Source organism: Nonomuraea monospora, from assembly GCF_039531895.1.
Taxonomy (GTDB): domain Bacteria; phylum Actinomycetota; class Actinomycetes; order Streptosporangiales; family Streptosporangiaceae; genus Nonomuraea; species Nonomuraea monospora.
In genome coordinates this window covers 1-18,331 of record NZ_BAAAQX010000040.1, presented here as the reverse complement: position 1 = coordinate 18,331, position 18,331 = coordinate 1, and the positions used below count along the sequence as shown (strand labels likewise).

Sequence of the window (18,331 nt, the reverse complement as noted above, 5' to 3'; positions counted from 1 at the left end):
ACTACCCCGCAGTGGATCTCCGGGAAACGCCCGGACGCGCGGCCCGCTCGGGCGGGTGGGGGCGTGGCCCGTTCGGTGGTGCTAGGTTTCGCCTGAGTCGAGGTCGGGCTCGGGTTCTCGGCCCGGTGTCATGATGTTGAGCCTGCGGATCAGGAACGTGAACACGACGTAGTAGACCGCGCCGTAGACCACGCCCAGGACGAGGATCCCGGGCAGGTTCTCGGTGTTGGACTTGCTGGCGTTCAGGAGCAGGTCGAGCAGGCCGGCGGAGAAGCCGAAGCCGAGTTGCCCGCCGATCAGCGTGGTCAGCGCCATCGCCAGGCCCGTCAGGATGGCGTGGACGACCAGCAGCAGCGGCGCCACGAAGATGAAGGCGAACTCGATCGGCTCGGTGATGCCGGTGACGAAGGAGGCCAGCGCCGCCGACAGCATGATGCCGCCCACGGTGGCGCGCCGGTGGGCGGGGGCCGCGCGCCACATGGCGAGGGCGGCGGCGGGCAGCGCGAACATCATGACGGGGAAGAAGCCGGCCATGAACTGGCCGGAGTGCGGGGCGCCGCCGAAGTAGCAGTTCCAGTCGCCGCCGAGCACCTTGCCGCCGACGTCGCACTGCGGCACCACGTACCAGACCACGGAGTTGACGAAGTGGTGCAGGCCGAGGGGGATGAGCAGGCGGTTGATCAGGCCGTAGATGCCGGTGCCGATGGGGCCGATGGCGGCCAGGGCCTCGCCGGCGTGGCGGATCCATTCGCCGATCACCGGCCAGAGCCAGCCGAAGGCCACGCCCAGGAGCAGGGCCACGATGGAGGTGATGATGGGCACGAAGCGCCGGCCGCCGAAGAAGGCCAGCCACGAGGGCAGCTTGATGCGGTGGAAGCGCTGCCACAGCAGGGCGGTGACCAGGCCGATGACGATGCCGCCGAGCACCTTGGTGGGGTTCTGGACGCCGTTGTCGACGATCTCCCTGATGCCCTGGGCGTCGGCCACCCTGACGGCGACGGTGTCCCTGATGTCGGAGCCGAAGAACATGACCTTGGTCACCCGGTCGAAGACGAGGTAGCCGACCACGGCGGCGAGCGCGGTGGAGCCGTCCGACTTGCGGGCGAAGCCGATCGCGACGCCCACGGCGAACAGCAGCGGCAGGTTGTCGAACAGTGCCGCGCCGGCGGCGGCCAGTACGGCGGCGACCTCGTTCATCCAGGCCATGCCCGCGACGTCGGCCAGGCCGCCCGGCTCGGCGCCGTTGGAGCCGAGCATGTCGGGCTGGCCGAAGCGTTGCAGCAGGGCGGCCGCGGGCAGCGCGGCGATGGGCAGCATGAGGGAGCGGCCCAGCCGCTGGAGCACGGTCATCACGCGAGCGAACGGCGAAGGCCGGGCGGTGGCAGAGGGGGTTTCGTTCACGTGCTCATTCACCGGGCGTTCCTCCAAGGCGTGGAAGTGCCAGGAGTCATGTGAGGCGCCGGACGGGACGGCTCGGCGGCCGAAGTCTGGCGGAGATCGGGGCGAGGCTCAAGGGCCCCGCTTGGGCGAAGGTCTGGGCGGGGCTCAAGGGCCGCGCTGGGTGGGGTGGAGGTCAGGGGCGGGGCTCAGGGGCGGGGGTCAGGGGCGGGGCTCAGAAGCCGCGCTTGGCGAAGGGCAGAGGAGGAGGGAAGGGCAGAGGAGGGGGAGAAGGGGAGGGCGGGGGGCGGGGGAGGGGTGGGGTCAGCCACGGCGGCCGGGCATTTCGAGGATGGTGCGTAGCTGGTAGCGGTCGGCGCGGTAGGTGGAGACGCCCAGTTCGGCGCAGACCCCGCCGGAGAACGACCGCCGTTGCAGCAGCAGCACGGCTCCGCCGCGCGCCAGTTTCAGCAGGTCGGCGTCGCTGGGGTCGGCGATGCCGCCGTCGATGGTGAGCTCTCCGGCGTCCATGACGAGCCCGTAGCGCCGCTCCAGCAGCTCATACAGTGATTTGTCGGACAAGTCGTGGTCGGCCAGGTCGGGGGCGAGCTTGACCGGGATGTGGGCCCGTTCGATGGACAGCGGCTCACCGTCGGCCGTGCGCAGGCGCTCGATGAAGTGCACCTCCTCGCCCGGCTGGATCCCCAGCTCCTTGGCCAGGTGCGCGCTCGCCCGCACGACGCGGCGGTCGAGGTCGCGCGAGCCGGGGATCATGCCCCGCGCCCGCATGTCGTCGGTGAACGACGTGAGCTGCAGCGCCAGTTCGATCTTCGGCCGGGCCACGAACGTGCCCTTGCCGGGCACGCGGTGCAGGCGTCCCTCGGACACGAGGTGGTCGACGGCCTGCCGTACGGTCATCCTGGACAGGCCGAAGCGCTGGCAGAGCTCGCGCTCGGACGGGATGGCCGCTCCGATGCCGAACTCGTCGCTGTCGATGAGGTCCAGCAGGATCTCGCGAAGCTGGAAGTACTTGGGCACCGGGCTGTCCGGATCGATGTGCGCCACGGATCCTCCCCTCGTCTCTACCTGGGCAATGGGCTATGGTTCGTACTGGTCTAGTCCGGACTAGACCACATGTCGCGAAAGCCGGTCAAGTCTGAACCCGAGGGATGAGCCGAAGATGACCACCAAGATGCGCAGCGAGATCGCCGAGCAGCCGACCGCGCTGCGGGCCACGCTGGACGCACTGCTCCCCAAGATCGACGAGATCAGGGCCATGGGCGAGCAGACTCGCCAGTTGCTGTTCATCGCGCGCGGCACCTCCGACAACGCAGCAGTGTACGGCCGCTACCTGGTCGAATCGCACGCCGGACGCCTGTCCGCGCTGGCGGCCCCCTCGATCGCGACCACGTACAAGCGCAAGCTGGACCTGGACGGGGTGCTGGCCGTGGCCATCTCGCAGTCCGGCAGGACCGAGGAGATCGTCGAGACGCTGGCCTGGGCCAAGGACTGCGGCGCGCGGACCGTCGGCGTCACCAACGGCGGCGAGCGGAGCCCGCTGGCGCAGGCGGCCGACGTGGCCCTGTGCACGGTGGCGGGCGAGGAGAAGGCCGTTCCCGCGACGAAGACGTACACGACGCAGCTCGCGGCGCTGGCCGTGCTGGCGATCGGCCTGGGCGCCGACGTGGACGTGGACGAGCTGCGCCGGGTGCCCGAGGCCGTGGAGAAGCTGATCGCGGAGCCGGGTGACATCGAGGCCGTGGTCGAGGGGCTGGCCGACAAGCCGGGAGTGGTGGTGTCCGGGCGCGGGCTGGCGTTCTCGACGGCGCTGGAGACCGCGCTGAAGCTCAAGGAGGCCTGCTACCTGCACGCCATGGGCCTGTCGTACGCCGACCTGCTGCACGGCCCGATCGCCGTGGTGGACGCCGACACGCCGGCGCTGCTGGTGGCCGCCGAGCACAGCCCGACGTTGCAGGGCACGGTCGCGCTGGCCGAGCGGGTGGTGGCGGCGGGCGCGGCGGCGTACACGATCGGTGGCGGCGGCGCGCTCGCGCAGGCGGGCACGGCCGCGCTGAACGGCCCCGACCTGCCCGAGTGGCTGGCCCCGATGGGCCTGATCATCCCCGGGCAGCTTCTCACCGAGGCGCTGGCCCGCCGGCTCGGTATCGACCCCGACGCGCCGCGGGGCCTGAACAAGGTCACCCAGACCGACTGATCTAGCCTGGTCAGAGTGCTAATCCTAGGGAGGTCCGGATGGCGGCGGACGTGAACGCGATCATCGCCGCGCTGGGCGGCGCCGACAACATCATCGACATCGAGCCCTGCATCACCCGCCTGCGTACGGAGGTGCGCGACGCCTCGAAGGTCGACCAGCCGGCGCTCAAGGCGGCGGGCGCCCACGGCGTGATGGCCGCGGGCAACGTGGTGCAGGTCGTCGTCGGGCCGGAGGCGGACACGATCGCCAGCGACATCGAGGATGTCATCGGCTGAGGGCGAGACCATGACGACTGTTCTCGCCCCGATGGAGGGGACGGCTGTGGGGCTAGCGGCCGTGCCCGATCCGGTGTTCTCCGCGGGCATGGTCGGGCCGGGAACGGCGATCGACCCGCTGCGGGGGCCAGGCAAGGCTGTGGCCCCCATAGCGGGAAAGATAATGAAACTGCACCCGCATGCGTACGTCATCGTGGGGGACGACGGCAAGGGCGTGCTGGTGCACCTGGGGATCGACACGGTCCAGCTCAAGGGGGCGGGCTTCCAGCTCCTGGCCGCCGAGGGCGACCGGGTGAGCGCGGGCCAGCCGGTGGTGGCGTGGGATCCGTCGGCCATCGAGGCGGGCGGCAGATCGCCGGTCTGCCCGGTCGTCGCGCTCGACGCGCTTTCCGGCGAGCTTACGGGGGTAGCTGAGGGGTCGGTGCACGTCGGGGACGAGCTCTTCAGATGGGGGTAGCGGCCGTTCGCCCGAGATCGGGTTCACCCGGCACAATGAACGGGTTGTCCGTGTTTACCGCGATGACGGATGAAGTCCGGCCGGTATGGACCGGTGTGAGAAGGAGGAGCAGCAAGATGGGTGAGCGCAAGGTCACCGTGGCGGCGGAGGTAGGGCTGCACGCCCGCCCCGCGGCGACGTTCGTCCAGCGGGCCAAACTGGCCCCGATGGACATCACGGTGACGAAGTCCCACGGCGGTGGGCCGGTCAACGGCAAGAGCATTCTCGCGATCATGGCGCTCGACGTCCGTCAGGGCGAGTCCGTGGTGATCAGCGCGGAGGGCGAGGGCGCCGACGAGGTGCTCGACGAGCTGGCGAAGATCGCCAGTACGCCATGAACCTCAGGGGGGTGGGGGTCAGCCCGGGCATCGGGCACGGGCCCTCGTACGTTCTGACCGTCTCTGTGCCCGAACCCCCCGAGGGCGCCACCTACACCGGTGAGGCGGAGCAGGAGAAGGAGCGCGCGATGGCCGCGCTCACGCAGGTCGCGGGCGAGCTGGAGGCCCGCGGCAACCAGGCGGGCGGCGAGGCCGAGGAGATTCTCAAGGCGCAGGCGCTGATGGCCGGGGATCCCGGCCTGGTCGTGAAGGTGAGGTCACTGATCGACCGCGGGCTGGCCGCCCCCAGGGCGGTCTTCGAGGCCTTCACGAAGTACCGCAACGTGCTCCAGGACTCCGGCGGCTACCTGGGCGAGCGGGCCGCCGACGTGGGCGACATCAGGGACCGGGTGATCGCGCTGCTCAACGGGCAGGCCATGCCGGGGTTGCCGGTGGCGCCCGAGGAGCCGTACGTGCTGGTCGCCAAGGACCTCGCGCCCGCCGACACCGCGCTGCTGTCCAGGGACGACGTGGCCGCGTTCGTCACCGAGGAGGGCGGCCCGACCAGCCACACGGCGATCATGGCCAGGGCGATGGGCGTGCCCGCCGTCGTGGCCTGCCCGGGCGCGACGAGCGTCCCGCCTGGCGTGCGGGTGATGGTGGACGGCACCTCCGGCGACGTACGCGTGGAGCCCGCCGACTCCGACGTGGCCGACGCGGTCGGCGCCGCCACGGCCAGGCAGGCCGCGCTCGCGTCGTGGACGGGACCGGGCGGCACGGCCGACGGGCACCCGGTGCCGCTGCTGGCCAACGTGGGCGGCCCGGCCGAGCTCGACGCCGCCGTGGCCGCGGGGGCCGAGGGCATCGGCCTGTACCGGACCGAGTTCCTCTACCTCGACCGGCCCGGCCCGCCCTCCGCCGAGGAGCAGGAGCGCGCCTACCGGGCGGCGCTGGAGGCGTTCCCCGGCGGCAAGGTGGTGGTGCGGACGCTCGACGGCGGCGCCGACAAGCCGCTGGCGTTCCTGCCCGCGGCCGCCGAGCCGAACCCGGCGCTGGGCGAGCGGGGTTTGCGCAGGTTCGCGCGGCACCCCGAGGTGATGGACGTCCAGCTCGGCGCGCTGGCGGCGGCCGGCGCGGTGTCGGTGATGGCGCCGATGGTGGCCACGGCCGAGGAGGCCGCCTGGTTCGCCGGGGAGTGCCGCGACAAGGGGCTGACGGACGTCGGCGTGATGATCGAGGTCCCGTCCGCCGCGCTGCGCGCCGCCGACCTGCTGGCCAGGGTGGACTTCGTCTCGATCGGCACCAACGACCTGAGCCAGTACGCCTTCGCCGCCGACCGCCAGCTCGGCGCCGTGAGCGGGATGCACGACCCGTGGCAGCCCGCCCTGCTCGACCTGATCGCCACCACCGCCTACGCGGCGGCGCGGGCGGACAAGCCGTGCGGGGTCTGCGGCGAGGCCGCGGCCGATCCCGCGCTGGCCTGCGTGCTGGTCGGGCTCGGCGTGTCGTCGTTGTCGATGGCGCCTTCCGCGCTGGCCGCCGTACGCGCGGGGCTGGCGGCGCACACGCTGGAGCAGTGCGAGGCGGCGGCCGACGCGGCACGCGCCCGATCTTCGGCGGCCGAGGCGCGGGAGGAGGCCCGCGCTCACCTGCCAGGACTCGGCGCTCTGGGCCTGTAGCCGGGGGAGAGTGCGGCCCCGGCGGGGTCGTCGTCTGGATACCTTTGGAGTCATGCTTCGACGGATCGGTACGACAGGGCTTCTGGTGATCGCGCTCACCGCGTGCGGCGGTGGCGGCGGCTCGGCGGAGGTGACGCCGAGCGGAGGCAAGGCCGCCCCGCCGGCGCAGAGCACCACCCCTGCGGCGAGCACCGCCCCGGCGCAGAGCCCTGTTCAGCGGGTGCTGGCGAGGATGAGCGTCGAGGAGAAGGTCGGCCAGCTCTTCATGCCCGTCCTGTACGGCACCGCCGCCGACACCGTCTCCGGCGAGAACCAGGCCAGGTACGCCGCCCAGACCCCGGCCAAGGTGATCGCGAAGTACCACCTGGGCGGCGTCATCCTGTTCCCGCAGAACGTCAGGAGCGCCGGCCAGGTCGTCGGCCTGACCAACGGCATGCAGCGGGCCTCGAAGGAGGTGCCGCTGCTGATCGGCACCGACCAGGAGAACGGCCTGGTCTCCAGGATGTCCGCGCTGATGACCGACTTCCCCGGCGCGGCGGAGATCGGCGCCACCAAGGACACCGGCCTGGCCCGGGACGTGGCCGAGGCGACCGGCGAGGAGCTGCGGGCGCTCGGCGTCAACCTCGACTTCGCCCCGGTCGCCGACGTCAACGTCAACCCGCGCAACCCGGTCATCGGCCGCCGCGCCTACGGGAATGATCCGCAGAAGGTGGCCAAGATGGTGTCCGCGGCGGTCAAGGGGTTCGCCGACGCGAAGATCGCCGCCACCGCCAAGCACTTCCCCGGCCACGGTGACACGTCCGTCGACAGCCACACCGGGCTGCCGGTGATCAAGCACACCAAGGCGGAGTGGGAGCGCATCGACGCGCCGCCGTTCAAGGCCGCGATCGCCGCCGGGGTGGACGCGGTGATGAGCGCCCACCTCGTCTTCCCCAAGCTCGACCCGTCGGGCGACCCGGCGACGCTGTCCAAGCCGATCCTGACCGGGCTGCTCAGGGAGAAGCTCGGGTTCAATGGCGTGATCTCGACGGACGCGCTGAACATGGCGGGCGTGCGCAAGAAGTACAACGACGGGGAGATCGCGGTGCGGGCCGTGCTGGCCGGCGCCGACCTGCTGCTCATGCCGAACGACCTGCCCAGGGCTTACAGCGCGGTGCTGACGGCGGTGAAGTCGGGCCGGATCTCCAAGGAGCGCCTCGATGAGTCGGTCACCCGGCTGCTGACGTTGAAGCAGACCAGGGGGCTGCTGACCGAGGCGCCCGTGGCCTCCGCTGAGCGGGCGGCCGAGGTGCTGCGCTCGCCGGAGCACCGCAAGCTGGCCGCCCGCGCCTGAGTCAATGGGAGCCGTGCAGGCCGCTGGCGATGTACATGGCGGCGAGCATGGCGAACAGGAACGCCTGCAGGAACATGATGAACATCTCGAAGGCGGTGATCAGGATGGTCATCGCCACTCCGAGCACGCCCAGGGCCGCGCCGAGCGGTGAGAGCTGCTCGAACAGGAACCAGAAGCCCACCGAGGCGAAGAACGCCACCAGGAGGTGGCCCGCGAACATGTTCGCGAACAGCCGGATGAAGTGCGTGAACAGCGAGGTGAGGAAGACCTCGGCGAGGATCAGCGGGGCGTAGATGCCGTACGCCCAGCCGGGCAGGCCCTCCAGGTACACGACGCCTCGCAGGTAGCCGCGCACGCCGTGGTGGCGTACGCCGAGGCAGACCTTGATGGCGTACACGGAGACCGCCAGCACGGCGGGGAAGGCGATGTAGGCGGCGGCGGGGAACTGGATGAGCGGGACGACGCCCATCAGGTTCCAGACGAGCACGGTCAGGAAGATCGTCAGGAGCAGGCCCATCCAGCGGTCGGAGTCCTTGCCGAGGTTGGGCTTGGCGACGTGCTCGCGTACGAAGTCGTAGGCGTACTCGCCGAGGTTCTGCCAGCCCCGTGGCACGATCTTCGGTTTGGCGAACGCGGCCCAGCAGAGGGCGATGACCACTACTGAGCTGAGCATGACGATGAGGACCGGTTTGGTGAGCCATTCCGGTCCGCCGGGGATGATGGGGGCGAATTCGAAGAGTTCGGTGCCCGGAGCGGTCCACTCTTCAGGGGAGGTGATCAGGATCGTCGTCCGCACGGCGGTCCCTTCTGGGTAGCGACTAACGCTGGAAGGTCACCTTAACGGGATATTTCGGACGTCCTTTTTTAAGGGTTATTTCGTGGTAATTGTGGGTGTATTCCGGTAAAAGTCGTATCTTTGACGCTCTACCCTAGAACGATGGTTACGGGTGTGCTCATCGACTGGGGCGGCGTGCTGACGACCAGCCTCTCCGACTCCATCGCCCGATGGATCGCGGCCGACAGGATCGACGCCGACCGCTACTACACCGTGATGCGCGAGCTGATCGACCACGCCTACCGGGGCGGTGACGGGGAGAGCCTCGTGCACGCGCTCGAACGCGGCGAGATCGACGGGGCCGCCTTCGAGAGCGACCTCGCCGCCCGGCTGCTGACCGTGGACGGCGTGCCGCCGGTCGCCCAAGGGCTGCTCGACCGCATGTTCGCCGGCTTCGAGCGGGTCGAGGCCATGTACGACATGCTCCGCGACGTGCGCGGCAACGGCGTCAAGACCTGCCTGCTGTCCAACTCCTGGTCCAACACCTACCCGCGCGACGACTGGGACGAGGTCTTCGACGCGGTCGTGATCTCCGGCGAGGTCGGCATGCGCAAGCCTGAGCCGCGCATCTTCCAGCACGCGCTCGGCCGGATCGGCCTCACCGGCGAGGACTGCGTGTTCATCGACGACATCGAGGCCAACATCGTCGCTGCCCGCGCGCTCGGCATCGCCGGGATCCACCACCGCGACGCGGCCACCACCATCGCCGAGATGGAGACCCTGCTGCGGCTCACGTTGCGCAAATAACCCGTCGATGCCGTCGTGACCAGGCCCTATCAGTAGGGTGACGGATATCTGGTGCGCCCACAGTGATGGAAAGGTTCGTCATGCGCGTCTATCTGCCGTGCACTCTTCCGGCCCTGGCCGCGGCGGTCGAGGCGGGGGAGCTGGGCCCCGCCCCGCTGACCGGCTATGCGGTGACGCCCGCGCTGATCGAGTGGTACGCCTCTGGCGACACCGAGGAGCTCGAGTACGTCGCGCTCACCGAGGCGGCCCGCGCCTCCCTGCGCATGCTCGCCGCCGACCGCGCCGACGGCGTCGAGGCCGCGCCCCGCCGCGTGGTGGTCGCCGCCGAGGTGCCGGAGCGCTCCGCCACGGTCGGCGTCGACCTGGAGGAACGCGCCAGGGTACGCCTCGCCGCGCCGATTCCGATGGCCAAGGTGGCCGCCGTGCACATCGACGACGAGTACGCCGTGGCCGACGTCGAGGCCGCCGTCGCCGCGCTGCCCGCCTCCGACGAGGGCGACGACGACGCGCGCTTCACCGTCGACGGCGCCGAGGCGCACGAGCTCATGTGGTACGCGACCCAGGAGATCCCCGACCTGCTGCGCCCATAACGGTGCGATTACGGACGGGCGTGGTTTCCGATACCGCCGGGCCGGATCTCGCTAGGGTCACGACCCAGCAAGGTTTGTCTGACTGAAGGAGTCGGTTCCACGTGATGCGTCGAGTCGCAGCGATCGCTGTGGGTGCGGTGACGCTCCTGGCCGGTACGACAGCGCAGGCCCAGGCGGCCACGCTCAAGCCGTACGACCACCAGGACCCCTACCGGTCGGGTTGCGGCAACGCGGCCAGGGTCGTCAAGAGCGCGAAGATCAACAGTCGGGCCAACGGCCAGGTCGGCACGATCAAGCTCATGTGGTCCGGCAAGTGCCAGACCAACTGGATCGAGGTCAGGACGGCCACCTCCGCGAGCGGCACCATCAAGGTCTACACCGCGGACGGCCGGTCCGGCTCGTTCAGGTTCAAGGCCGGCAACGGCGGCCGCCACTGGGGTGACATGCTCTGGGCCAAGGACATGTGCGCCTGGGGCAGCGTGTTCGTCCAGTGGAACGGCGGCAGGGGCGGCCAGAACGGCTCCGGCACCACGGGCAAGGCCTGCCGGTAACGGCTACGGGGGCTGTGGCCGCGCCGTCGCAGCCCCCGGTTCACCGGAATGTCACACCGGCCATTTAGGCTGGGAAGTGACATGACAAAGCACATCATCTGGGATTGGAACGGCACGCTCTTCCACGACTCCCACGCCGTGGTCGCAGCCACAAACGAGATCTTCCGACCGTACGAGCTGCCTGAGCTGACACTCGACGGCTTCCGCGCCGTCTTCACCCGCCCCATCTGGGTCGCCTACGAGCGCCTGCTCGGCCGCCCGCTCGCCGAGGGCGAGTGGCAGCTCCTCGACGACGGCTTCCACGAGCACTACTTCAAGCTGTGCGACGTGTGCGAGCTGGCCTCGGGTGCCGAGGTCATCCTCTCCACCTGGACGGGCACGCAGTCGCTCTGCTCGATGGCCCCGCACACCCACCTGGTGCCCAAGGTCGAGTCGTTCGGCATCACCCGGCACTTCACCAGGATCGACGGCCTCACCGGCGCCACCGGCGGCGGCAAGGCCGCCCACATGACCGCGCACATCGAGGCCATCGGCGTCGATCCCGGCGAGGTCCTGGTGATCGGCGACAGCGTGGACGACGGCCTCGCCGCCAAGCACGTCGGCGCCAAGGCGGTGCTCTACACCGGCGGCATGACCACCAGGGCCGAGCTGGAGGAGACCGGGCTGCCGGTCGTCGACACGCTCACCGACGCGCTCGACCACGCCTGAGCATGCCGTAATCGCTCAGGCGGGGCCCGGGCGGCGGTGCCGGCCTTACCCTTGCAGGGACCCCTCAGGAGGCTGCCATCAACCGCCTTGTGCTCTGGAACGTCGATCTGACGCTCGTCGACGTCGCCATCGTGACCCGAGACGCCTACGCCGAGGCGTTCCGCGTCGTGACCGGGCGGCCCCTGGTCAAGCTCGTCCCCCCGGCCGGCCGCCCCGACTCCGAGATCGTCTTCGAGACGCTCGCCGTCAACGGCATCGTGGCCGAGGACGACCACCTGCCCCGCTTCCTGTCCGCCCTCGCCATGGCCTTCGCCGACCGGCGCGGGCGGCTGGCCCAGGACGGGCGGATGATGCCCGGCGCCAAGGCGGCGCTCAAGGCCGTGTCGCGGCTCGACGGGGTGACGCAGACGGTGCTGACCGGGACCATCCGGGCCAACGCCGTCCATAAGCTCAAGGCGTTCGGGCTCGACAAGTACGTCGACTTCGAGCTCGGGGGGTATGGCGAGGAGGTCTACCCCAAGGCGACCCTGCTGCAGGTGGCGCAGTCGCGGGCCAAGCAGCGGGTGGGGGCGGTGTTCACCGCTGCCAACACCGTGGTGATCGGGGACTCCACGCGGGACGTGCAGGCCGCCAAGATCGGTGGGGCGGGGATGATCGGGGTGGCCTCCGGGCGATCCATGGCGTCCGAGCTGCGGGAGGCCGGGGCCGATGTGGTGCTGCCCGATCTGTCGAACGCGTCCGAGGTGGTGGCGGCGGTCGCCGCACTGACGGCGCCCCTGGACCGCGCGGCGCGCTGACGAACTGCGCCGCGCGGGAAGCGTTGGGCGTCAGGGCAGGGCGCGCAGGAAGCGGGCCGCGATCGGGGCGGCGACGGCCGACCCCGCGCCCCCGCCCTCCACGATGACCGAGAACGCCACATCCCCCTGATAGCCGATGAACCACGAGTGCGCGGGCGGCTCCTTGCCGGACCCGTACTCCGCCGTCCCCGTCTTCCCGGCCGTGCCGGCGGGAAAGCTGACCCCGTGGGCGGTGCCGTCCGTGACGACGGCGGGCATGAGCCGGCGCAGGGCCTTGACCACGGACCCCTCCAGCGGCCGGGGATCGGCCGGCTGCCCGCCGGGGACGGGTTCGCCGGTGACGAGCCGGGGCGGGATGTAGGAGCCGGAGGCGATGGCGGCGGCGACGGAGGCCATGTTGAGCGGGCTCGCCAGCACCCGTCCTTGCCCGATGGAGGCGGAGGCGAGGTCCGTGTCGTCCTTGGGGTCGGGGAACTCGGCGCGCACGGCGGGCACGCCCGGCGTGATGGCGGTGCCGAAGCCGAAGCTCCTGGCGACCTGGCCGAGCCGCCCGCCGTTCAGTTCGGCGACGCTCATCTCGCCGAACGTGGTGTTGCAGGAGTGCGCGAACGCGTCGCGGAACGACAGCGTGCCGAAGTCCTCGAAGCCGGCGTTGTGGAAGGGGAAGCCGCCGATGTTCTTCTCGGCCGGGCAGGCGACCTGCCGGTCAGGCTCGACGCCGTCGGCGACCAGCGCGGAGGCTGTGACGACCTTGAAGGTGGAGCCCGGCGGGTACTTGCCGAGCAGCGCCCGGTTGAACCCGCCCGGCGCGTTGAGCACGGCCAGCATCTCCCCGGTCGAGGCGCGCAGCGCGACCAGAGAGGCTGGTTTCTCCACGCCCTGCAGCGCCTCGGCCCCCGCCCGGTGCACCTTCAGGTCGATGGTGGTCTGGATGGGCTCCTTGCCCGCCTGCTGCGCGGCGACGGTCTTGACGGGCTTGTCGCCCTGGTAGAGGTCGATCCTGGTGCGGGACAGCGCCGCGAAGCGGTCGGGAAAGGTCTGCTTCATGCCTTCGACGAGCTGCTGCACCGAGCCGGGCGCGCTCGCGTTGTTGAGGTCGGTGCCGTCGGCGGCCAGGACGCGCACCGGGTCGCCCTGCTGCGTGATCAGCTTGAGCGACATGCCCTTCTTCAGCAGGGGGTGCAGGGTGGCGGGGCTCCAGGCGACCTTCCAGGCGCGGTCACGTTCGACGAGCCTGAGCTGGCCGTCGTAGGTCCAGTCGCGGCCCCCGGCGAGGGCGGCCTCGAAGGGGACGGCGTCGCCGTCAGGCTCGCCGTCCGGGCGGAAGGCGGCGCGGGTGGCCTTGAGGTCGGTGAGGAAGCGCTTGTGCAGGCGTTCGAAGTCGGCGGGCGGGTCGGCGACCAGCGCCCGCATCGCCGCGTAGTCCTGGACGGACCAGGCGGCCAGGTACCGCTCGGCCGTCTCCCCGGGCGAGCCCTCGACCCGCAGCGCCCAGATGACGCCGCCCGCCACGAGGGCCGGGACCAGGAGCGCCGCCACGAGCCACGGCCACCGCCTTCGGCGCCGTCTGCCATAGATTCTCCCCGTTTGTGGTGCCATGCCGCAGAGAACACCAGAGCCCCTAGCGTGCTGTCCAATACTGATATGACCGCTTCATAGATATAAATCTGGATATAGTGGCTGGTCATGGACCTGGTCCGGCATCTGCGCTACTTCATCGTGGTCGCGGAGGAACTGCACTTCGGCAACGCGGCGATCCGGCTCGGCATGGCCCAGCCGCCACTCAGCCAGCGCATCAAGCGGCTGGAGGAGGAGCTGGGCGTGCGCTTGTTCGACCGCTCGGCCCGCCAGGTCAGGCTCACCGAGCCGGGCCGCCTCCTGCTGGGCGAGGCGCGCGAGATCGTCGGCCGCGTGGACCGGCTGCACGAGCTGGCCAGGCAGGGCGGCCGGGGCACGGTGCTGAAGGTGGGGGTGCCGCCCGATCTGGCCGCGACGGTGCTGGCCGCCCTCGTCGCGGCCTTCCGCGAGAGTAGCCCCGAGGTACGCCTCGCGCCCGCCGAGGTCTGGACCGCCGACCAGGTGACGGCGCTGGCCGAGGGCACGATCGACGTCGGCCTCGTCCGCCATCCCGTGGCCGCGCCCGGCCTGACGTTCGGCAAGGTCCTGGTGCAGGCGCAGGGCGTGCTGCTCGCCGAGCGCGACCCGCTGGCGGGCGTCGGCGAGGTGCACCTGGCCGACCTGGCGGGCCGCGACCTGCTGATGCCGCCCAGGGAGGGCGAGCCGGGCTGGCGCGCCGAGGTGCTGACCGAGTGCCGCCGCCAGGGCTTCGTGCCCGCCCAGGTGCACGACGGCGCGGGGCTCGGGCTGGTGCTGGCCGGGGCGGCGGTGGCGTTCGGGCCGAGGGTGGAGCTGCCGGGGCTGACCTGGAGGCCGCTGCTAGGCTCGCCGATCACGAGCCGCGTCTCCACCGCCTGGCGCGCGCTGACGCCCGCGTCCGCCGACTTCTCGGCCGCGGCCGTACGTACGTTGAAGGAGAGCGCCGGGATGACCGACGATGGCGCCGCACCCGTGCGGCGGGTCAGCCGCAGGCCGGGGATGCTGGCATGAGCGCACCCGCCTTCGACCGGCTCTTCCGGGCCGCCGGCGTCACCGGCTGGCTGTACGCGGCCGACATCGACACCGGGCACGACCTCGGCCACGGCGCCGACGACCCGATGCCCACGGCCTCGATGTACAAGGTGCCGCTGCTGGTGACGCTCGCCCGGCACGCCGACGCCGGGCTGCTCGCGCTCACCGACAGGGTCACGGTGACCTCGCAGGACCGGGTGTCAGGGCCGACCGGGCTCTCCCCGATGCTCGACGACGTGACGATCTCGCTGCGCGACCTGGCGTACCTGATGATCGCCGTGAGCGACAACACGGCGGCCGACAAGCTGCTCGCCCAGGTCGGGCTGGACGCGGTCAACGCCACCGTGCGGGCGCTCGGGCTGGACGGCACCCGGGTCGTCCAGAGCGCCAGGGAGATGAACGACAGCATGGGCCGCGACACCGGCCACGCGTGGCCGTTCGTGGACCCCGACGACATCGCCAAGCTCAGCGCGCTCGACCCCGCCCGCACCAACCGCAGCACCGCGCGGCAGATGGCGGAGCTGTTCGGGATGATCTGGCGGGACGAGGCCGCCACCGCGACGTCGTGCGCGTGGATGCGCGGCGTGTTCAACATGCAGGTGTGGCCGCACCGCCTGGCCTCCGGCTTCCCGTACGACGACGTGGCCGTCAGCGGCAAGACCGGCACGCTGCCGACGCTGCGCTGCGAGTCCGGCGTCGTCGAGTACCCCGACGGCGGCCGGTACGCGGTCTCCGTCTTCACCCGTTCCTTCAGCACCGCGCTCAACCAGCCGCGCGCCGACGCGGTGATCGGCACGGCCGCGCGTATGGCGGTGGACCACCTACGGAGGTAGCAAGTTATGGGGAAGGCCGGGTATGACTTTCCCCCTAACGGGCGACAGGATGAGGCATATGGTTGCTGAGGGCGAGCTTCTCTGGGAGCCGAGCGAAGAGATCGTCGAGTCCGCCAGGCTGACCCACTACCTGCGATGGCTGGGCCGGCCCGTCGATTACGAGGACGCGTGGCGGTGGTCGGTCGATCACCCCGCCGACTTCTGGACGTCGGTCTGGGACTACTTCGAGGTGATCGGCGACCGCGGCGACGGCCCGGTGCTGTCGGGCGAGATGCCCGGCGCCACGTGGTTCGCCGGGAGCACGCTCAACTACGCCGAGAACGCGCTGCGGCGCACCGAGGGCACCGCGCTCGTCTTCGTCTCCGAGGACGGCGGCAGGCAGGAGATGTCCTGGGCCGAGCTGCGCGAAGAGGTCGCCAGAGTGCGCGCGGGGCTGGTGCGGCTGGGCGTCGGGCGCGGCGACCGGGTGGCCGCCTACCTGCCCAACATCCCGCAGGCCCTGATCGCCTGCCTGGCCACCGCCTCGCTGGGCGCGATCTGGTCGGCCGGCTCGCCCGACTTCGGGGTGCCGAGCATCGTCGACCGGTTCAGGCAGATCGAGCCCAAGGTGCTCATCGCCGTGGACGGCTACCACTACAACGGCAAGAGCTACGACCGCTCGGCCGCGGTCAACGAGATCGCCGCCGAGCTGCCCTCGCTGCGGGCCACCGTGTGGATCCCGTACCTGGCGGCGGCCCAGGAGGGGCGCGCGCCGCAGCAGGCCGAGCCGGGCGTCGGGCACACCGAACAGGTGCCGCACGGCGAGGTGATCGGCTGGGAGGGGCTGCGGGCCGAGGAGGGGCCGCTGGAGTTCGAACGGGTGCCGTTCGACCACCCGCTGTGGATCCTCTACTCCAGCGGCACGACAGGCCTGCCCAAGCCGATCGTGCACGGGCACGGAGGCGTGGTGCTCGAACACCTCAAGTCGCTCGCCTTCCACCAGGACCTGGGCGAGGACGATGTGTTCTTCTGGTACACCACCACGGGCTGGATGATGTGGAACTACCTCATCGGCGGCCTCCTGGTGGGGGCCACGCCCGTGCTGTACGACGGCTCCGCCACCTACCCCTCGGCCGCCGCGCTGTGGCGGATCGCCGACTCCGAGGGCGTGACGTACTTCGGGGTCGGGGCGCCGTACATCATGGCCTCGCTCAAGGCCGGCATCCACCCCGAGGGGCTGGAACGGCTGCGCGGGGTCGGCTCCACCGGCTCGCCGCTGCCGCCGGAGGGCTTCGCCTGGGTGACCGCCGAGCTGCCCGGCATCCCCGTCGGGTCGTTCTCCGGCGGGACGGACGTGTGCACCGGGTTCGTGGGGGCCACCCTGCTGCACCCGATCAGGGCGGGGATCATCCCGTGCCGGTCGCTGGGGGCGAAGGTGGAGTCGTACGACCCGATGGGCAAGCCGGTCGTCGGCGAGGTGGGGGAGCTGGTGCTGAGCCTGCCGATGCCGTCCATGCCGGTCGGCTTCTGGAACGACCCCGGCGGCGAGCGGTACACCGAGAGCTACTTCGACGTCTACCCGGGCGTGTGGCGGCACGGCGACTGGATCAAGATCAACGAGGACGGGAGCTGCGTGATCTACGGCCGCTCCGACTCGACGCTCAACCGCGGCGGCGTGCGGATGGGGACCAGCGAGTTCTACCGGGTCGTCGAACGGTTCGAGGAGATCGCCGACAGCCTCGTCATCGACACCGGGCAGCTCGGGCAGGAAGGGCGGCTGCTGCTGTACGTGACGCTCGTCGAGGGCGCCTCGCTGAGCGAGACGCTGGAGCGGGCGCTGTGCGACGCGCTGCGCGCCGAGCTGTCGCCGCGGCACGTGCCGAACGAGATCCGGGTCGTTCCTGGCATTCCGCGGACGTTGTCCGGGAAGAAGCTGGAAGTCCCGGTGCGGAAGATCCTGCTCGGCACGCCCGTCGCGGACGCGGCCAATCCTGACGCGATGGCCAATCCGGAGGTGCTGCGACACTTCACGCCATGAGGATGGTGTGCTTGCCGCGCAGGTCGCCTGCTTCCGCCCTGCGGTGGATCTGAGGCAGGTCGGGGAGTCGGTGCCGCTCGGCGATCTCGACCTTCAGGGCGTCGTCGTCGATCAAGGTGGCGAGGGTGGTCAGGTGGTGCGGGTCGTAGCGCATGACGAAGTGGCCCGCGCCACCGGCGATCGAGACGACGGTGCGATTCTCACCGGTTGGCCCGGTCGTGCCCGGGATCAGGTTCAGGAGGACGTCCGTGTCGGCGGGTAGCGGCGTCGTGGTGTAGTCGATCACCTCGTCGGCGCCGAGGCGGCGGACCGCGGCGGCGCTGCGCGGGCTCGCCGTGGCCACCACCCGCGCGCTCGCCAGCTTGGCGAGCTGCACGGCGAACAGCCCCACCCCGCCGCCCGCCCCGTTGACCAGCACACTCTGCCCCTCGGCCACGCGGGCGTGCTCGTGGACCGCCTGCCAGGCGGTCAGCCCGGCCACGGGGACGGCGGCAGCGTCGGCGAGCGGGATGCTGCGGGGAGCGTGGGCCAGGACGCTCGCCGGGGCGACCGCGTACTCGGCCGCCGCGCCGTCCACCATGCCGAACACCCGGTCGCCCGGCTTGAACCCGGTGACGCCCGCGCCGGTCTCGACGACCGTGCCGGAGACGTCCCAGCCGAGGGTGTGCGGCAGGCTCGCGCCGAACACCTCCGGCAGCAGCCCGGACCGCAGGCCGACCTCGGACGGGTTGAACGAGGTGGCGGCCACCTCCACGAGCACCTCCCCAGGGCCGGGGCGGGGGGTGGGGATCTCGTCGACGCGGATCACCGAGGCGTCACCGAACCCGTGGATCCGCGCGGCCCGCATCACAGGCGCCGCCCCGGGCGCGCGGCGGGTGGCGCCTCCGCCCACCTGCGCCGGGCGCGCGGCGGCACTTCCCACGCGCGCCGGGC

The 18,331-nt window shown here is 71.3% G+C and carries 19 protein-coding genes; 14 read left to right on the top strand and 5 right to left on the bottom strand.

Annotation, left to right across the window (positions count from 1 at the left end; translation table 11 throughout):
- Positions 1 to 81 precede the first annotated feature (81 nt).
- Both ABD331_RS48385 and ABD331_RS48380 read right to left on the bottom strand, forming a co-directional pair.
- Entirely contained in the window at positions 82 to 1,350 is a 1,269-nt protein-coding gene (locus ABD331_RS48385) for a PTS transporter subunit EIIC (protein WP_344491626.1), read from the bottom strand.
- A gap of 351 nt (positions 1,351 to 1,701) precedes the next feature.
- Entirely contained in the window at positions 1,702 to 2,442 is a 741-nt protein-coding gene (locus ABD331_RS48380; RefSeq protein WP_344491623.1) for a GntR family transcriptional regulator, read from the bottom strand.
- Positions 2,443 to 2,557: 115 nt separating this feature from the next.
- Between ABD331_RS48380 and ABD331_RS48375 the strand changes: the two genes are divergently transcribed.
- The 6 genes from ABD331_RS48375 to nagZ all read left to right on the top strand — a co-directional run bounded on the left by ABD331_RS48375 (position 2,558) and on the right by nagZ (position 7,692).
- Positions 2,558 to 3,592: an SIS domain-containing protein gene (locus ABD331_RS48375; RefSeq protein WP_344491620.1), complete on the top strand. Its 1,035-nt coding sequence runs from the start codon at positions 2,558 to 2,560 to the stop codon at positions 3,590 to 3,592.
- A gap of 38 nt (positions 3,593 to 3,630) precedes the next feature.
- On the top strand, positions 3,631 to 3,867 hold the full coding sequence (locus ABD331_RS48370) for a PTS sugar transporter subunit IIB (RefSeq protein WP_344491617.1): 237 nt from the start codon (positions 3,631 to 3,633) through the stop codon (positions 3,865 to 3,867).
- 10 nt (positions 3,868 to 3,877) lie between these two features.
- Positions 3,878 to 4,324 carry a PTS sugar transporter subunit IIA gene (locus ABD331_RS48365; protein WP_344491614.1) on the top strand — a complete coding sequence of 149 codons (447 nt, stop codon included), beginning with the start codon at positions 3,878 to 3,880 and terminating at the stop codon, positions 4,322 to 4,324.
- 116 nt (positions 4,325 to 4,440) lie between these two features.
- A complete protein-coding gene (locus tag ABD331_RS48360; RefSeq protein ID WP_225271735.1) occupies positions 4,441 to 4,701 on the top strand; it encodes an HPr family phosphocarrier protein in 261 nt (86 codons plus the stop codon).
- Entirely contained in the window at positions 4,698 to 6,359 is a 1,662-nt protein-coding gene (ptsP, locus tag ABD331_RS48355; protein ID WP_344491606.1) for a phosphoenolpyruvate--protein phosphotransferase, read from the top strand. Before ABD331_RS48360 ends, ptsP begins: the two co-directional genes overlap by 4 nt.
- A 52-nt stretch (positions 6,360 to 6,411) precedes the next feature.
- The gene (gene nagZ, locus ABD331_RS48350; RefSeq protein WP_344491603.1) at positions 6,412 to 7,692 is read left to right on the top strand and encodes a beta-N-acetylhexosaminidase; all 1,281 of its coding nucleotides are present in this window, start codon (positions 6,412 to 6,414) and stop codon (positions 7,690 to 7,692) included.
- Position 7,693: 1 nt separating this feature from the next.
- On the opposite strand, the gene ABD331_RS48345 is transcribed toward nagZ, so the two are convergent.
- Positions 7,694 to 8,488, bottom strand: a complete 795-nt coding sequence (locus ABD331_RS48345; protein WP_344491600.1) for a F0F1 ATP synthase subunit A — start codon at positions 8,486 to 8,488, stop codon at positions 7,694 to 7,696.
- A gap of 141 nt (positions 8,489 to 8,629) precedes the next feature.
- Here ABD331_RS48345 and ABD331_RS48340 point away from each other — a divergent pair, with 141 nt between their 5' ends.
- From ABD331_RS48340 to ABD331_RS48320, 5 genes are all read left to right on the top strand, one after another.
- A complete protein-coding gene (locus tag ABD331_RS48340; RefSeq protein ID WP_344491596.1) occupies positions 8,630 to 9,274 on the top strand; it encodes an HAD family hydrolase in 645 nt (214 codons plus the stop codon).
- 80 nt (positions 9,275 to 9,354) lie between these two features.
- Complete coding sequence (locus tag ABD331_RS48335) at positions 9,355 to 9,864, top strand: DUF6912 family protein (RefSeq protein WP_344491593.1); 510 nt, start codon at positions 9,355 to 9,357, stop codon at positions 9,862 to 9,864.
- Between the two features lie 104 nt (positions 9,865 to 9,968).
- Complete coding sequence (locus tag ABD331_RS48330; protein WP_344491590.1) at positions 9,969 to 10,415, top strand: DUF2690 domain-containing protein; 447 nt, start codon at positions 9,969 to 9,971, stop codon at positions 10,413 to 10,415.
- An 81-nt stretch (positions 10,416 to 10,496) separates the two neighbouring features.
- Positions 10,497 to 11,123 carry an HAD family hydrolase gene (locus ABD331_RS48325; protein ID WP_344491588.1) on the top strand — a complete coding sequence of 209 codons (627 nt, stop codon included), beginning with the start codon at positions 10,497 to 10,499 and terminating at the stop codon, positions 11,121 to 11,123.
- A gap of 89 nt (positions 11,124 to 11,212) precedes the next feature.
- On the top strand, positions 11,213 to 11,920 hold the full coding sequence (locus ABD331_RS48320; protein ID WP_344491585.1) for an HAD family hydrolase: 708 nt from the start codon (positions 11,213 to 11,215) through the stop codon (positions 11,918 to 11,920).
- A 30-nt stretch (positions 11,921 to 11,950) separates the two neighbouring features.
- Here the strand turns inward: ABD331_RS48320 and ABD331_RS48315 are convergent, their stop codons facing one another.
- Complete coding sequence (locus ABD331_RS48315) at positions 11,951 to 13,459, bottom strand: penicillin-binding transpeptidase domain-containing protein (RefSeq protein WP_344491582.1); 1,509 nt, start codon at positions 13,457 to 13,459, stop codon at positions 11,951 to 11,953.
- A 147-nt stretch (positions 13,460 to 13,606) separates the two neighbouring features.
- Here ABD331_RS48315 and ABD331_RS48310 point away from each other — a divergent pair, with 147 nt between their 5' ends.
- Genes ABD331_RS48310 through ABD331_RS48300 form a run of 3 tightly spaced genes read left to right on the top strand, consistent with a single transcriptional unit; the run spans position 13,607 to position 17,398 of the window.
- Positions 13,607 to 14,527 carry a LysR family transcriptional regulator gene (locus ABD331_RS48310; RefSeq protein WP_344491579.1) on the top strand — a complete coding sequence of 307 codons (921 nt, stop codon included), beginning with the start codon at positions 13,607 to 13,609 and terminating at the stop codon, positions 14,525 to 14,527.
- A complete protein-coding gene (locus tag ABD331_RS48305; RefSeq protein WP_344491576.1) occupies positions 14,524 to 15,381 on the top strand; it encodes a serine hydrolase in 858 nt (285 codons plus the stop codon). The genes ABD331_RS48310 and ABD331_RS48305 overlap by 4 nt, the downstream gene beginning before the upstream one ends.
- A gap of 58 nt (positions 15,382 to 15,439) precedes the next feature.
- A complete protein-coding gene (locus ABD331_RS48300; protein WP_344491573.1) occupies positions 15,440 to 17,398 on the top strand; it encodes an acetoacetate--CoA ligase in 1,959 nt (652 codons plus the stop codon).
- Here ABD331_RS48300 and ABD331_RS48295 read toward each other — a convergent pair.
- Positions 17,388 to 18,331 (bottom strand): NADP-dependent oxidoreductase (locus ABD331_RS48295; RefSeq protein WP_344491570.1); only part of this gene is annotated, 944 nt, incomplete at its 5' end. The genes ABD331_RS48300 and ABD331_RS48295 overlap by 11 nt on opposite strands.

Coding starts and splice junctions, on each gene's coding strand:
- ABD331_RS48385 (WP_344491626.1), bottom strand. CDS start 1,350: ATGACCGTGCTCCAGCGGCTGGGCCGCTCCCTCATGCTGCCCATCGCC.
- ABD331_RS48375 (WP_344491620.1), top strand. CDS start 2,558: ATGACCACCAAGATGCGCAGCGAGATCGCCGAGCAGCCGACCGCGCTG.
- ABD331_RS48370 (WP_344491617.1), top strand. CDS start 3,631: ATGGCGGCGGACGTGAACGCGATCATCGCCGCGCTGGGCGGCGCCGAC.
- ABD331_RS48365 (WP_344491614.1), top strand. CDS start 3,878: ATGACGACTGTTCTCGCCCCGATGGAGGGGACGGCTGTGGGGCTAGCG.
- ABD331_RS48360 (WP_225271735.1), top strand. CDS start 4,441: ATGGGTGAGCGCAAGGTCACCGTGGCGGCGGAGGTAGGGCTGCACGCC.
- ptsP (WP_344491606.1), top strand. CDS start 4,698: ATGAACCTCAGGGGGGTGGGGGTCAGCCCGGGCATCGGGCACGGGCCC.
- nagZ (WP_344491603.1), top strand. CDS start 6,412: ATGCTTCGACGGATCGGTACGACAGGGCTTCTGGTGATCGCGCTCACC.
- ABD331_RS48340 (WP_344491596.1), top strand. CDS start 8,630: ATGGTTACGGGTGTGCTCATCGACTGGGGCGGCGTGCTGACGACCAGC.
- ABD331_RS48335 (WP_344491593.1), top strand. CDS start 9,355: ATGCGCGTCTATCTGCCGTGCACTCTTCCGGCCCTGGCCGCGGCGGTC.
- ABD331_RS48330 (WP_344491590.1), top strand. CDS start 9,969: ATGCGTCGAGTCGCAGCGATCGCTGTGGGTGCGGTGACGCTCCTGGCC.
- ABD331_RS48325 (WP_344491588.1), top strand. CDS start 10,497: ATGACAAAGCACATCATCTGGGATTGGAACGGCACGCTCTTCCACGAC.
- ABD331_RS48310 (WP_344491579.1), top strand. CDS start 13,607: ATGGACCTGGTCCGGCATCTGCGCTACTTCATCGTGGTCGCGGAGGAA.
- ABD331_RS48305 (WP_344491576.1), top strand. CDS start 14,524: ATGAGCGCACCCGCCTTCGACCGGCTCTTCCGGGCCGCCGGCGTCACC.
- ABD331_RS48300 (WP_344491573.1), top strand. CDS start 15,440: ATGGTTGCTGAGGGCGAGCTTCTCTGGGAGCCGAGCGAAGAGATCGTC.